Source organism: Marinicrinis lubricantis, assembly GCF_042658665.1.
GTDB lineage: Bacteria > Bacillota > Bacilli > Paenibacillales > KCTC-33676 > Marinicrinis > Marinicrinis lubricantis.
In genome coordinates this window covers 15,909-29,509 of the sequence record NZ_JBHSQV010000154.1, presented here as the reverse complement: position 1 = coordinate 29,509, position 13,601 = coordinate 15,909, and the positions used below count along the sequence as shown (strand labels likewise).

General features: G+C 46.9%; 15 protein-coding genes. 9 read left to right on the top strand and 6 right to left on the bottom strand.

What is annotated here, in order from left to right; all coding sequences use genetic code 11:
• Positions 1–79: 79 nt before the first annotated feature.
• Complete coding sequence (locus tag ACFPXP_RS12335) at positions 80–481, bottom strand: hypothetical protein (RefSeq protein WP_379894536.1); 402 nt, start codon at positions 479–481, stop codon at positions 80–82.
• A 284-nt stretch (positions 482–765) separates the two neighbouring features.
• Here ACFPXP_RS12335 and ACFPXP_RS12330 point away from each other — a divergent pair, with 284 nt between their 5' ends.
• Positions 766–1,164, top strand: coding sequence for a helix-turn-helix domain-containing protein (locus ACFPXP_RS12330; protein ID WP_379894535.1), 399 nt, complete (start codon positions 766–768; stop codon positions 1,162–1,164).
• An 80-nt stretch (positions 1,165–1,244) separates the two neighbouring features.
• Positions 1,245–1,991: an ImmA/IrrE family metallo-endopeptidase gene (locus ACFPXP_RS12325; protein ID WP_379894534.1), complete on the top strand. Its 747-nt coding sequence runs from the start codon at positions 1,245–1,247 to the stop codon at positions 1,989–1,991.
• Positions 1,992–2,071: 80 nt separating this feature from the next.
• On the opposite strand, the gene ACFPXP_RS12320 is transcribed toward ACFPXP_RS12325, so the two are convergent.
• On the bottom strand, positions 2,072–2,224 hold the full coding sequence (locus ACFPXP_RS12320; RefSeq protein ID WP_379894533.1) for a hypothetical protein: 153 nt from the start codon (positions 2,222–2,224) through the stop codon (positions 2,072–2,074).
• Positions 2,225–2,402: 178 nt separating this feature from the next.
• On the opposite strand from ACFPXP_RS12320, the gene ACFPXP_RS12315 reads away from it, so the two are divergent.
• The 6 genes from ACFPXP_RS12315 (at position 2,403) to ACFPXP_RS12290 (ending at position 9,311) form a co-directional block, all read left to right on the top strand.
• A complete protein-coding gene (locus tag ACFPXP_RS12315) occupies positions 2,403–3,767 on the top strand; it encodes a SpoVR family protein (protein ID WP_379894532.1) in 1,365 nt (454 codons plus the stop codon).
• 224 nt (positions 3,768–3,991) lie between these two features.
• Positions 3,992–5,581 (top strand): spore germination protein, encoded by a 1,590-nt coding sequence (locus tag ACFPXP_RS12310; protein WP_379894531.1) that lies wholly within the window; start codon positions 3,992–3,994, stop codon positions 5,579–5,581.
• Between the two features lie 34 nt (positions 5,582–5,615).
• Entirely contained in the window at positions 5,616–6,830 is a 1,215-nt protein-coding gene (locus tag ACFPXP_RS12305) for a Ger(x)C family spore germination protein (RefSeq protein WP_379894530.1), read from the top strand.
• A gap of 3 nt (positions 6,831–6,833) precedes the next feature.
• The gene (locus ACFPXP_RS12300; RefSeq protein WP_379894529.1) at positions 6,834–7,085 is read left to right on the top strand and encodes a hypothetical protein; all 252 of its coding nucleotides are present in this window, start codon (positions 6,834–6,836) and stop codon (positions 7,083–7,085) included.
• Positions 7,082–8,194, top strand: coding sequence for a GerAB/ArcD/ProY family transporter (locus tag ACFPXP_RS12295; protein WP_379894528.1), 1,113 nt, complete (start codon positions 7,082–7,084; stop codon positions 8,192–8,194). Before ACFPXP_RS12300 ends, ACFPXP_RS12295 begins: the two co-directional genes overlap by 4 nt.
• A gap of 1 nt (position 8,195) precedes the next feature.
• Complete coding sequence (locus ACFPXP_RS12290; RefSeq protein WP_379894527.1) at positions 8,196–9,311, top strand: GerAB/ArcD/ProY family transporter; 1,116 nt, start codon at positions 8,196–8,198, stop codon at positions 9,309–9,311.
• A 39-nt stretch (positions 9,312–9,350) separates the two neighbouring features.
• On the opposite strand, the gene ACFPXP_RS12285 is transcribed toward ACFPXP_RS12290, so the two are convergent.
• Complete coding sequence (locus ACFPXP_RS12285; protein ID WP_379894526.1) at positions 9,351–11,249, bottom strand: PrkA family serine protein kinase; 1,899 nt, start codon at positions 11,247–11,249, stop codon at positions 9,351–9,353.
• Between the two features lie 230 nt (positions 11,250–11,479).
• On the opposite strand from ACFPXP_RS12285, the gene ACFPXP_RS12280 reads away from it, so the two are divergent.
• Entirely contained in the window at positions 11,480–12,190 is a 711-nt protein-coding gene (locus tag ACFPXP_RS12280; RefSeq protein WP_379894525.1) for a DUF2161 family putative PD-(D/E)XK-type phosphodiesterase, read from the top strand.
• 9 nt (positions 12,191–12,199) lie between these two features.
• On the opposite strand, the gene ACFPXP_RS12275 is transcribed toward ACFPXP_RS12280, so the two are convergent.
• The 3 genes from ACFPXP_RS12275 to ACFPXP_RS12265 are packed head-to-tail and all read right to left on the bottom strand — an operon-like array spanning position 12,200 to position 13,529.
• A complete protein-coding gene (locus ACFPXP_RS12275; RefSeq protein ID WP_379894524.1) occupies positions 12,200–12,334 on the bottom strand; it encodes a hypothetical protein in 135 nt (44 codons plus the stop codon).
• Entirely contained in the window at positions 12,331–12,516 is a 186-nt protein-coding gene (locus ACFPXP_RS12270) for a hypothetical protein (protein WP_379894523.1), read from the bottom strand. The genes ACFPXP_RS12275 and ACFPXP_RS12270 overlap by 4 nt, the downstream gene beginning before the upstream one ends.
• 35 nt (positions 12,517–12,551) lie before the next feature.
• Positions 12,552–13,529: an NAD(P)/FAD-dependent oxidoreductase gene (locus ACFPXP_RS12265; protein WP_379894522.1), complete on the bottom strand. Its 978-nt coding sequence runs from the start codon at positions 13,527–13,529 to the stop codon at positions 12,552–12,554.
• Positions 13,530–13,601 lie beyond the last annotated feature (72 nt).

Genomic DNA, 13,601 nt, shown 5'->3' with positions numbered 1-13,601 from the left:
ATGATCGTCATCCTCCATGTGCACGGTTTTTCATCGTATTTCAACGATTTCCTTGCATATGAATTCGACAAAGAATGCCTCAAACCCTTGCTGTTACTGGATTTTTTAATCGTTCAGCAAGCCCTAAGTAACCGAGCATTTTGAGCGTTCTCGCCACAGATTCAATTCCTTCAATGAGCCTTCGGTTGACGGTACTCTCACTCATGATGCTTTCATATCTCATCACAATGATCTTATAAGCCATTCCGTCCATATATCTCATTTCAATAATCTTCTTCGAATCCTCATCGATGATCACTCGGCACGCTGCTTCGATATCCTGTACAAGCCGCTGAATGTCTTCTGGCGCTGCGCCGAATTCATTAAGCATCGTCTTCATTTTTCGAAATTGTGAAAGCCATTTTTTTGTTTTTTGATATTCCGCTGGAGTGACCGTCTGAAACCATTCCACCTGTCCAAAGTCGATTTCTGCCGCCATCATCACTACCATCCTCTCTTATGTATTGATCGTGTTTAAGTTATCGTTTCATTGTTCGGAATCGGAGGGCTTGGGTATTGCACATTTCACCAAACTTCGCAAAATGCATAGTTTTAATCGATGGTTCGCCGATTCCATTTCATATTCTGTTGATCTACTTTGCGTTTTGCATTGTTTATTCATCATACTACTTGAACAAACAAATTTCAATGCATTATGCAAAGTTATTTCAGAATAAACTTCACACTTTGCGTAGTGAATGGTATAATATAAGACAGGTGATGACAATGTTCAATGGAAATCGTTTGCGTAAACTGCGCAAAGAACGTGGGTTAACGGCAAAAGAGTTTGGTCAAAGGTTCCAATTGGCAGAATCAACGATCTCCGGCTATGAGAATGGAAAGAGGGAACCGGATTCCGATAAACTGAACAGCTTTGCTGACTTTTTTGGTGTAACCACCGATTATTTACTAGGTCGTACAGACGATCCGGAACGGACTTCGGCTTCTGAACCTCCCCAGCACAGGAACGCCCCTTCCGTCCAATCTATGGATGAAATCAAAGAGGAACCAGAAGTCCAATTTCTTATGCGCGCGAGGGAAGATTTATCGCCGAAGGCGTATGCTAAATTCATTAAACTCATGGAAGAGGCTAAAAAGGCTTTCGAGGAAGAGGAAGAAGATTGAAGAATGGGGGTTAGCGACATTGTATTTACCGAATTGGAAGCATCCCCGATTCACACTTGCGGAATCGAGCGGCGAAAGCCGTGCTTCGTGAATTGGGAAACCCCCAGCCGCCAATACCTATCGATGCCTATATTCAATCGCATAACTGGGAAATTAGAAGAGAAGAATTGTTCGGACCTGACGGTTATATGCTGAAAATTTCAAAAAAGAAGCGTTCTAAATTTTTTATTTTCTTGGCCACGGATCCTGATCCTGAAGCTACGTACAATGAAGACATTATTCAAAAACGGCAATTTTTCACCCTTGCTCATGAACTCGGGCATATCTTACTGCATGGTCAATATCTTGTGAACAGTCAAGCGATCCCAGCATCAATGAACTCGGTGATGGAAGTCGAGGCGAATTGGTTTGCCTCCAGACTGCTTATGCCCAATTATGTATTTCAGCATGTCGTGGATCTTGTGCCCGAAGAGCTGGCTGCAAAATGCGGTGTGAACAAATCCGCAGCAGAGATCAGACTGAACCATCTGAGCCCTAATATGAGAGATTCCCTGATCCAATCCGTACGGCTGCATAAATGGCCTCTTCACTCCCCGCTTGAGTATGATCCAAACGACGTGCATTTCTATGATCATTGGAATAATATGGAGGAGGTACTTCAAGAAAGTCAATTACTTGTCATTTGTAAGAGATGTGGTTTGCTGCATAATGAGAGAACGCTGTGGGGTTCTTCCTGCCGTGAATGCAATCAGGAGACACTCGTTGATATCAGGAGCATTGTGCGTTCACATCTTATACAGTCTCAATCCAACGAAATGTCACCGTAATCCGTTCATCTTGAGTCATTCATCCTTTTAAACGTTGCTTCCTCCTTCTCTTCCTTTGATCCCCATTCAAAAGCCCACTTTCATGAAAACGTTGCTTCTCCCGCTGGATTCAATGTCGGCAACAACATCGCTTCCTTTTCCTCATGTAGATCAGCGCTGCCTCCTCCACAAATCGTTACCGATTGCTCAGCCCTTTCCAGTACCGTGCGGTTCTTTCGCCGCTCACCTTCCACATAGAAACTACCTCCCTTAAGCCTTTTTTTTTCTTATCCGCTGCATTGTCGTTTTTCTTAAGACAGTATTTGTGTAATCGAGATACGTACCCTGCTCATTTCTCCCCTTTTTCTGAATACATTAGTATAAACCCCATCAAACCCGTGAACAGATGGCAAGTCATAAGGAGGGTCCGTGATGAATAAACAAGAGATGCTGGAACTGGAAGCGGCCATTGAGCATATTACCGGCATTGCCAAAGATTTTGGGTTGGACTTTTTCCCGATGCGCTATGAAATATGTCCGGCAGATATCATTTATACGTTCGGCGCATACGGCATGCCGACCCGCTTCAGCCATTGGAGCTTTGGCAAAGCCTTTTACCGCATGAAGACACAGTATGATCTCGGTTTAAGCAAAATTTATGAGCTCGTCATCAACTCCAATCCCTGTTATGCGTTTCTCTTGGAAGGAAATTCACTTATTCAAAATAAACTAATTGTCGCCCATGTGCTGGCACACTGCGACTTCTTCAAGAACAACGCCAGGTTCCGCAACACCAACCGAGATATGGTCGAGACGATGTCGGCAACGGCAGAGCGCATCCGCAAATATGAAATGGAATACGGTATCGACAAGGTGGAGACGTTCCTCGACGCGGTGCTGGGCATCCAGGAGCATATTGACCCTAGTGTGATACGGCCAAAGCAGAACCATCCTGCACAAGAATCTAAGCCCGCATCGAAGAAGACCTCCGAATACGACGATCTATGGGCACTTGACGAATTCCACGCCGAGAAAATCACTGAACCGACTGACTTTGAAGTCGAGCCCTTTCCCGCCAAACCGGAAAAAGACCTGCTTCTCTTCATTGAAGCCCATTCCACCGTGCTAAAGGATTGGCAGCGAGATATTATCACGATGCTGCGAGACGAAATGCTTTACTTTTGGCCGCAGATCGAAACGAAGATCATGAACGAAGGCTGGGCTTCGTATTGGCACATTCGCATTATGCGCGAGCTGGACTTAACATCCGAAGAGACGATCGAATATGCGAAGCTCAATTCCGGCGTTGTGCAGCCTTCGACTCACAGCTTAAACCCTTATTATCTTGGCCTCAAAATATTCGAAGATATTGAAGAGCGTTGGGGTCGGGAGAAGATGTTCGAGGTTCGCGAGCTGGATTCGGATATTTCGTTCCTGCGCAACTATTTGACCAAAGAGTTGGTCGAGGATCTGGATCTTTACGTCTTTGAGAAGCAGGGCCCCGAGTGGAAAATTACCGACAAAGCGTGGGAGAACGTCCGCGACCAGCTCGTCTTCTCCAAGGTCAACGGCGGATTTCCCTATTTGACCGTAACCGACGGCAACTATAACGGCCAAGGGGAGCTGTATCTTCTTCACTCGTTCGAAGGCATCGAGCTTGATCTGAAATATATTGAGAAGACGCTGCCTTATGTATACCGCTTGTGGGGCAAACCGATTCATCTGGAGACGACCGTAGAGCAAAAGCCCGTTCTCTTCTCATACGATGGCAAGAAGTGCCATCGCAAGTTTATGTAATCCCCCTTGAACTTAAAGGCCTCAAAATCAGCAAATTGTTGATCCTATGCTCTGGAAAGAAACTGCTCTTTCCAACAAAGGATCCAAGACTGGTTTTGAGGTTTATTTCTATGGTTGTGGAGCCTTTTCCATATTTTTTTCATAAAAATAGGCTCCTTGGAAAATAATTAAATCATGAATAAGAAGTTTTCGACGGATTTCTGGAAAAGGAACGAACCCTACCGATGAGCATATTTATATCCCGCAGCAAAAAGAAGAAGCCGCCTACCGAACCTATGCAAGAGCAGATGGCCGTACCGCAAAAGGAGGTTCAATTGCTGCTGCATTCATCCTTGGCGGAAAACATTCAATACATTGAAGAAACGATGGGGAAAAGCGACGACCTCATCATTCGTTACTGCGCTATCCCAATTTCCGGCCAGCAGGACATACCTGCCGCCATCATTTATATCGACGGGTTAACCGATCAGCAGATGATTCAGCAAGGGTTGATCCATCCAATTACCCAATTGACTGTGGTAGAACATGCGCTCAACCCACACTCCTTGGTTGACTATCTAAAATCCCATGTTCTCATGTCTACCAATTTAGGAGAAACCGATTCCTTTCATGATGTCTTTAATCAGCTGCTGGATGGCAGAAGTCTGCTCCTGCTCGACGGGTTTCCTGTCGCCTTAACCTATAACGTCACCGGCGGTAAAACCCGCAACGTAGCAGAGCCTTCCTCGGAAACCGTCATTCGCGGGCCTAAGGAAGCATTCACTGAAACAATGCGCACGAATACGAGTATGATTCGCAGACGAATTCGCGATCCTCATTTGAGATGTGAAGAGCTTCGCGTTGGCAAGGTCACGAAAACCGATATTACTTTAATGTATATCGAAGGGATCGTGAACGAATCCGTCCTGCAGGAAGTTCGAAAAAGGCTGGGCGAAATCGATATCGACGGCGTGCTGGAAAGCGGATATATTGAGGAACTGATTGATGATAAAGGCTACAGTCCATTTCCTCGCATATACTATACGGAGCGCCCTGATGTAGCTTCGGCCAATATATTGGAGGGCAGGGTTGCGATCATTACTCAAGGCACGCCGTTTGTTCTCATCGCCCCCACCTTATTCATTCAATTTTTTCACGCGGCTGAGGACTATTACCAGCGATTCGATATTGCTTCGCTGATCCGGCTGCTGCGATTTTTATGTTTCTTTATCGCGCTGCTCGCGCCTTCTTTATACATCGCAATCACAACCTTTCATCAGGAAATGCTGCCTACACAGCTGCTGATCAGTCTGTCCGCACAACGCGAAGGAACGCCTTTCCCGGCTTTTGTGGAAGCGGTCATCATGGAAATCGCCTTTGAGATTCTGCGTGAGGCCGGGGTAAGGATGCCTCGTGCCGTCGGTCAAACCGTCTCAATAGTAGGTGCGCTCGTTATCGGTCAAGCTGCGGTCGATGCAGGGATCGTGTCTGCGGCGATGGTCATTATCGTATCTATTACCGCCATCGCCAACTTTGTAACACCGAATTACAATTTGGCCATCGCGGTTAGAATTCTCCGATTCTTATTTATGCTGCTTGGCGCGACCTTCGGCCTTTATGGGATTACCATCGGTCTCATTGCGATGGTGCTCCACTTAACTTCGCTCAGCTCCTTTGGTCTTCCTTATATGTCTCCAATGGCTCCTTTGAGGAAGGCTGACAAGAAGGATGCGATGATTCGATTCCCGTGGAGGCGAATGATCAAACGACCTTCGTTTATTGAGAAGAAGAACAAAATACGGCAGAAACCACCGAAGTCATCTTCGAACAAATAATGTACAACATTCGAGACAGGGAGGGATGAGGCTCATGAGAAGGCGTGCTGTGGCTCTGCTCATCATAATGATACTGCTTGTCACAACCGGCTGTTGGAGCCGCAGAGAATTGAATGAGCTGGCTCTCGTCGTAGGACTATCCATCGATGCCGCGCCTAACAATCAATTCGATGTAATGGTTCAGGTCGTCATCCCCTCCCAAATTTCGACACAGGACACCGGAGGCGGGAGAGGCGGGGGACAAACGACAGTGACATCCTATGAAGCACGAAATAAAAGTATTTTCGAGGCATTCAGGGAAATGAAGACCAGTGCCCCGCGGAGACTTTATTTTTCCCATCTGCGGATTCTTATTTTAGGGAATGATTTGGCGGAAAAAGGGATCGCGAACGCCTTGGAAAGCTTGACCCGAGATCCTGAATTTCGCAGCGACTTTTACGTAGCCATCGCCAGAGACCACAAAGCGTCCGATTATCTAAAAATCATGACACAGCTCGAACAAATTCCCGCGAATAAATTGTTTGATTCATTAGAGCTCGCTCAGCGAATTTGGTCTGAAGCACACGCTATTACCGGTAACGAATTGATCAACGATATGATCAGCCTTGGAAAAGAAGCAGCCATTACTACACTCAGCATGACGGGTTCCAAGGAGCAGGGCATGAAACCGGCGAATGTGGAGCTAATCGATCCGCCTGTCCGGATGAAGTTTCGCGGACTGGCTGCATTGAGAAGAGATAAAGTCGTCGGTTATTTAGATACCAACGAGAGCAGAGGCTACAATTACATCACCAACAATGTTCACATTTCCGCCAAGAACCATCTGTGTCCAGAACAATCCGATTATTGGGTACTTGAAGTGCGCAGCGCCAAAAGTAAAATCAAAACTCAAATCAATCAAGGCCTTCCCACAGCTACGATCAAAATTGAAATGGAGGGGGATATTTCTGAATACCGGTGCAAAGAAGACCTGACGAATCCAAAAACCATCAACACCTTAGAACAGATCAATGATGAAGAAATTGAAAAGATGATTATGAAATCTGTGAAGAAAGCTCAATCCTTGCGATCCGATATATTCGGTGTCGGTGAAAATATCCATAAGCAGCATCCGAAGGTATGGAAGCAGCTTAAGTCCGATTGGCCAAGCATCTTTTCAGATATGAAATTCGAAATTGAGTGCAGCACGACAATTCAGAGAACAGGGACACTCAACAAATCGTTCCTGAATCAATTGGAAGGTCACTAGTCGATGGCGGAAATTGTATTCTTCGTTACAGCAGCGGTCATTGCCGGTATAGTGGAGGGAAGAAAGCTGTACCGCAATCGATGGATGAAGGAATTGGTCTTCCTTCTCATCCTGCTGACCATGATCATTGGGATGAGCATCTACTATGGTGTCGGCGGAAAGGTAGTAAATGTGCTAGATATTGTACTTCAATTATTTCTGCCAATTACGGGCTGGATTCAAGATGTGTTCTTTTCTCAGGGGGCGGGAGCGTGAATCAACATCAAACTGAACATCCAATCACCGCGTTGCAGCTTGGCATGCTTGTCTTCATGCTTGTCTTGGGGGTTGCCTCTCTGGCATCCCCCTCGATCACCTCGGCTGTCGCCAGACAAGACGCGTGGATCTCGTTACTGGCTTCACAGCTGTTCGGCCTGCTGGCCACATGGATGTATGCAGCACTAATCAAGCGCTCACAAGGCCTGAATTGGATCCCTCTGCTGCGGACCGCATTTCCCCCCTGGATGGGGACCGCGCTCGGCATGATGTACGTGCTGTATAATTTTCTGCTTACGTTCACGCTCATATATTTCACCAGCGTTTTCCTCAGTACTTACGTATTGCCCGAAACGCCGATCATCACGATTCAAGTCCTTCTTGTCAGTGCACTGGCCTTTGGAATGTATCTTGGATTTTATACGATAGCCCGAAGCGCTCAAATTATTTTTCCTTGGGTTCTGTCTTTAATGTCCATCCTGTTCATTTTTTCCATTCCGGATATGAAGATAGGCAACCTGCTGCCAGTGTTAGATAGAGGAGTAATGCCCGTCCTTCAAGGCATGCTTACGGTGATTGGCATTCCGAATTTAGAGCTGTTCTTATTGCTTAGCGTCACGAGCTTGGTCCGCGATCAAAAGAAAATCCCCAAAATGTTGTTCAGAGGAATGATATTTGGGAATATATGCATTTTGATTATTACGCTGCTGACGCTGCTCGTACTTGGCGCAGAACAAGCAAGTATAAGTGTTTTTGCAGGCTTCGAACTAGCACGGCGAATTCATATCGGAGAAGTATTCCAGCGAATCGAGGTGGTGGTCGGCGGTTTTTGGATTTTGTCGATCTATTTCAATATCGCCGTCTGTTATTACGCTGTGCTCGACAACCTGAAGGATGTTTTCAAGCTGGCCAACTATCGGTTCATGATCGTTCCCATATCGCTGCTTCTTATCATATTTTCGTTAAGCCAATATCCCAGCTTTATTTTCTACGCCCACTTTGTGAATAACGTTTGGTATTTGTTCCATCTTGTCATCGGCTTACTGATCCCGTTCACTGCACTTCTCATGATGCATTTCAAGGTGAAAAGGAAAAAAAGGAGCAAGTAACATGACATCGATTACACGGCAACAATTATTTAGTATGATCTTTTTGTTTGAAATGGGCAGCGCAGTCATCGTAGGATTGGGCCTGCAGGCAAAACAGGACGCATGGATTTCGATTGGGATTGGCATGCTGTGTGGAATCAGCATTTTCACCGTGTATTTGTACCTTTTCAGCCTATTCCCGCAGCTGACGCTGCTTGGTATTCTGAGAAAAGTACTGGGCAAATATGCGGGTACTCTTTGTTCTGTGTTGTATATTATGTATTTTTTTTATCTGGCTTCCAGGGTCATGAGGGATTTCACCGGACTGCTATTGATGACCTCCCTGCAGGAAACGCCCCCTTTTGTCATTAGCGGAACGATGACGATGATCCTGATATACTGCATTTACTTGGGTACGGCGGTGCTGGGTCGAACGAGTGAAATTCTATTTGCAGTATTTATTCTGTTCTGGGTATTTTCTTTCGCATTGCTTGGGGTCAGCGGTTCCATGAAATTCAGCAATCTTCTGCCTGTGCTGGATCAGGGATGGGGTCCCATACTAAAGGCTTCATTTCCCTTGACCATGACTTTCCCGTTTGGAGAGTCCATTGTTTTTCTCATGTTCTTGAACCGACTCCAGCAGAAGAAGAAGCTATCGCGTATCTGCTTGATTTCACTGGCGATAAGCGGTCTCATTCTAATGCTGACCATCGCGATGGATGTGATGGCACTAGGTCCGGAGCGGGCATCGATGGAACAGTTCCCATTCCTCTCGGCGGTTAGCCGTATTCAAATTGGCGACTTCATTCAGCGGCTTGATGCGATCGCGATCTCGACGCTCATCATCGGTGCTTTTTTTAAAATCGTCGTTTTCTTTTATGCATCCTATATCGGGATTCAAGAGCTGATTCCGGCTTTTCGGGAAGGCAAAAAAATGTTATTCCTTTTAATCGCTATGGGCGTCAGCATCATGGGTTTGACCCTCCTGATCGCTAACAATTTCATACAACATTTGTATATCGGTTTGCAGCTGGTTCCCCTCTATCTTCATGTACCATTTCAATATGTTGTGCCCTGCCTCATTGCAGTATGGGCGTATCTGGTTTATACCAAAAAAGCCGCCCCGAAGGCGGCTTAAACAAGCTGTGGCATCTGTGGACTCTCCGGCACAAACCGGTTATCGGTTCAACAGGCTTCCTACATATCTTAAGAGCTCATTCGCGCTGGCCGTCGTGTAGCCATGTTCTTCTACCAAGCGCCGAATGACTTCATTGATTTTCTTCAGCTGATTCTCGTTCGGGGTTTTCGTTGACGTCGTAATTTTGACGATATCCTTAAGATCCGCGAACAGCTTCTTCTCGATGGCCTCTCGCAGCCGCTCATGGCTGCTGTACTCGAAATTTTTGCCTTTCCGGGAATAGGTAGACATCCGGATTAATATTTCTTCGCGGAACGCCTTCTTCGCATTTTCGGAAATGCCGATTTGCTCCTCGATCGAACGCATAAGCCGCTCATCCGGATCCAATTCATCTCCAGTCACTGGATCCTTCACCTTGCCCCAATGACAGTACGCTTCGATATTGTCTAAATAGTTTTCAAACAGTGTCCTGGCCGATTCGTCAAAGGAATACACGAACGCCTTCTGTACTTCCTTTTTCGCCAATTCGTCATATTCCTTCCGAGCGAGTGAAATGAAGTTTAGGAACGTCACTCGTTCTTCTTTGGTAATCGACGGATGCTGATCGAGTCCTTCCTTCAGCGAACGCAGTACATCAAGCGCATGGATGTGATCTAAATTATGGCGAATTAACGCGCTGGAGATCCGGTTTACGACATACCGCGGGTCGATTCCCGTCATTCCCTCTTCCAGAAATTCATTCTGCATTTCCTTCAAATCCGCTTCCTTGTAACCCTCTACCGATTCACCATCGTAAAGTCTCATTTTCTTCACCGGATCCATGCCCTGCTTCTTGCTTTCCTTCAGCCGAGTCAAAATAGAGAACATCGCCGCCGTTTTTAACGTATGCGGCGCAATATGGACATGCCTCAGGTCGCTCTGCTGAATAAGTTTGTCATATATTTTTTCTTCAGCGGACACCTTCAAATTATACGGTATCGGCATGACGATCATTCTGGACTGCAGCGCCTCGTTCTTCTTATTGGAGATAAAGCTTTTGTATTCCGATTCGTTCGTATGGGCGATAATGAGTTCATCCGCACTGATCAGTGCGAATCTACCTGCCTTGAAATTGCCCTCCTGTGTTAAGGAAAGAAGATTCCAAAGAAACTTCTCGTCGCATTTCAGCATTTCCTGAAACTCCATAATCCCCCGGTTCGCTTTATTCAGCTCCCCGTCGAAGCGATACGCGCGTGGATCCGATTCCGAGCCGTACTCCGTAATCGTCGAAAAATCGATACTTCCCGTCAGCTCAGATATATCCTGCGATTTGGGGTCGGAAGGACTGAAGGTCCCGATGCCGATCCGTTTCTCTTCGGAGAAAAAGATGCGCTGTACCGGCACTTGTTCGATCTGTCCGTCAAACTCCGCCTGCAGCCTCATCATACATGAAGGACATAAGCTTCCTTCGATGCGAACTCCCAGCTCTTCCTCGGCTTCCGGTCTCAGCTCATGCGGGATGAGATGAAGCGGCTCCTCCTGCATCGGGCAGCCCTTGATCGCATAGACAGCTCCTTCATCTGTACGAGTGTAGCTTTCAAGTCCTTTTTTCAGCATGGTGACCAGTGTCGATTTCCCTCCGCTGACCGGTCCCATCAGCAGCAGGATACGTTTTCGTACATCAAGCCGCTTGGCGGCAGAATGGAAATATTCCTCCACGAGCTTTTCCATCGTTCGATCCAAGCCAAAAATATCGTTTTCGAAAAACTTGTATTTCTTATGTCCATCCGCCGTTTCCTCAATGCCGTGCGAAGCAATCATATCATACACCCTCGCATGGGCTGTTTTGGCGACCGATGGCTTTTCCTTCACAATTTCAATATATTCGGCAAAAGTGCCTTCCCAAGCCAACTCCTTTTCCTTCGTCCGGTAATCTGTCAGCTTTTTAAAAATATCCATGGCTGCCTCCTTCCTTTTGTAGCCCGCAGATGGATAAGATTCGATGAACCCAGGGCATTGGGTAATCATGAAGGCGAGCTTCAATACGTTACCGAATCCTTCTCCTTGTGAATTTCATAGTTGTTCTAATACGTATGCAGAAAAGGATAAGAAGTTTCCGACAAATTCGGGAGAAATCAGCATTTCGCCTATGCTATAATGTCACTACATCAGACAAGGGAATGAAATCGATGCGGGAAACCGATTTATATGTACCGGTAAAGGAATATTTGGAATTCATAGGCTATGAAGTCAAAGCGGAAGTGATGGACTGTGATGCCGTCGCATATCGAAGCGACCTGGAGCATCCGATCATCCTTGAGCTCAAGCTGCAGTTTAATTTATCAGTCGTTCTCCAAGCAGTCGATCGATTGTCGATGAGTCCAACCGTATATATCGTCATTCCATCGGATTGCGGTCCGATCAAAACCCGTTCGAAAAAAAGGGCCGTCGTCAGATTATGCCGCATGCTTGGTATCGGCCTCATCTCGGTCAGCTTGCTGAAGCGCGGGGGTGGTCTTGTCGACATCATTTGCGAGCCGGAACCGTACCAATTTCCACTGCAGGAACGAAAGTCGGCTAAGCTGATGAAAGAATTTCAAGGAAGGGTCGGGGATTTCAATCAAGGAGGCAGCACGCGTACGAAAAGGATGACTGCCTATCGCCAAAAAGCACTCCTACTCGCAGCGCTGTTGGAAGAGCATGGGATGTCTTCCCCCGCTCAATTAAAAGCGATCAGCGGTATCGTCAATGCGGGCATCTTGCTGAGGCAAAATGTATATGGATGGTTTGAACGAATTGCCAAAGGCCAATACACACTGAGTCCTGCCGGTATAAAGGCATTACAGGAATACAGTGAAGTCGTTGCCAAAATAAAAAGCTCCTCACCTGAAAAGAACTGACCGCGCGGGTCAGTTCTTTTCAGGTTCGTCAGATTTTGCGGCCGGCTTCAAAATCATTTCTGCCGTACGGTCAATAAAATCGGTGTTAAGCGACTTGGGACGAGTGGAACCCGCAGAGGACGGATGAGAACGTTTCTGATTCATTCCATCTCTCTCCTATGGCTCGACTCCGCTGGTTTTTGAATGATACCGCATGCACCCTCATAGCCGTCATGCTGCTGCCATTCTTCAATCTGCTCTTCTGAAGCGTCTTGACCCGGTACACGAGCTTCCAGCTTTACAGCAGGAGCCTTGATCTGTACCTTTCCCTTACCGATGCTGTTCATATACTGTGATCCTCCTTCTCATCCCGCTTAAAGTTTCAGGTAGAAAGAACAAGCTCTCGGCTTGTCTTCAATCCCAGCTTCATCAGCCTTTTATGCATCCAAATCGCAGCCTGAGCTCCTTCACCCATCGCAATCACGGCCTGCTCGGAATGAAGCCCGACATCCCCCGCAGCCCATATCCCCTCCACAGAGGTCATCTTCGTGCGAGGGTCCGTGATGATATGGCCGTTCTCCGCAACCTCTGCCCCTGCTTGCCGAGCTAACTGGGTGCGGACTTCATTCCCGCCAAACGCAATGAATGCTTTCTCTCCTTCCAGCTGCTTACCTCCTGCAAGCTCGACGCTGTGAAATTGTCCAGCTGTACTATTCACTCTGATCACAGGAGCATGCACAACTCGTGCCTTCAACGAAGCCAGTTCCTTCTCCAGCTTGGCATCAATCGGCTGACGCTCGTGGTTCACGTACGTCAACTGATCTGAAAAATAGGAAAGCTCCGAGGTCATGGAGGCCCCTGCGTTACCCGAGCCTATAATAATGACATGCCGATTCATGACTTCATAGCCGTCACAATCGGGGCATATATATATGGATTCGCCGAGACAATCCATCATTCCCGGGATGTCAGGAATCCGATCGCCTACCCCCGTACTGATGAGAACCGTCATCCCCCGATATCTTTCCTGCGTGTCTGTGATGACTTCAAATTCATCCTGCTGCTTCAGCATCACCGCTTTTTGATTGACAAAAGTGACATCGTATTGCTCCGCTTGTGCTCGGCCTCTCTCTCTCAGCTCCGGTCCAGATACGCCCATGGGATATCCCAATATATTTCTATACTTTCGGCAAAGCTCAGACCGTCCCGTCCCCTTATCCAACACAAGCACACGATGTCCATAGCGGCCTAGTTGAATCGATGCCTGCAAGCCTGCAATTCCGCCACCGATAATTACAGCATCATAAAGCATCAGTGCACCGCCCTCTTTCATTTCCATTTCAACTACCGAGGAACGCATTTGTAGAATAACCTATTTTCCCCCTTCCCATGCTTGGGTGACGCTTACTGTAACTGCCATCTTTAAGGGTAA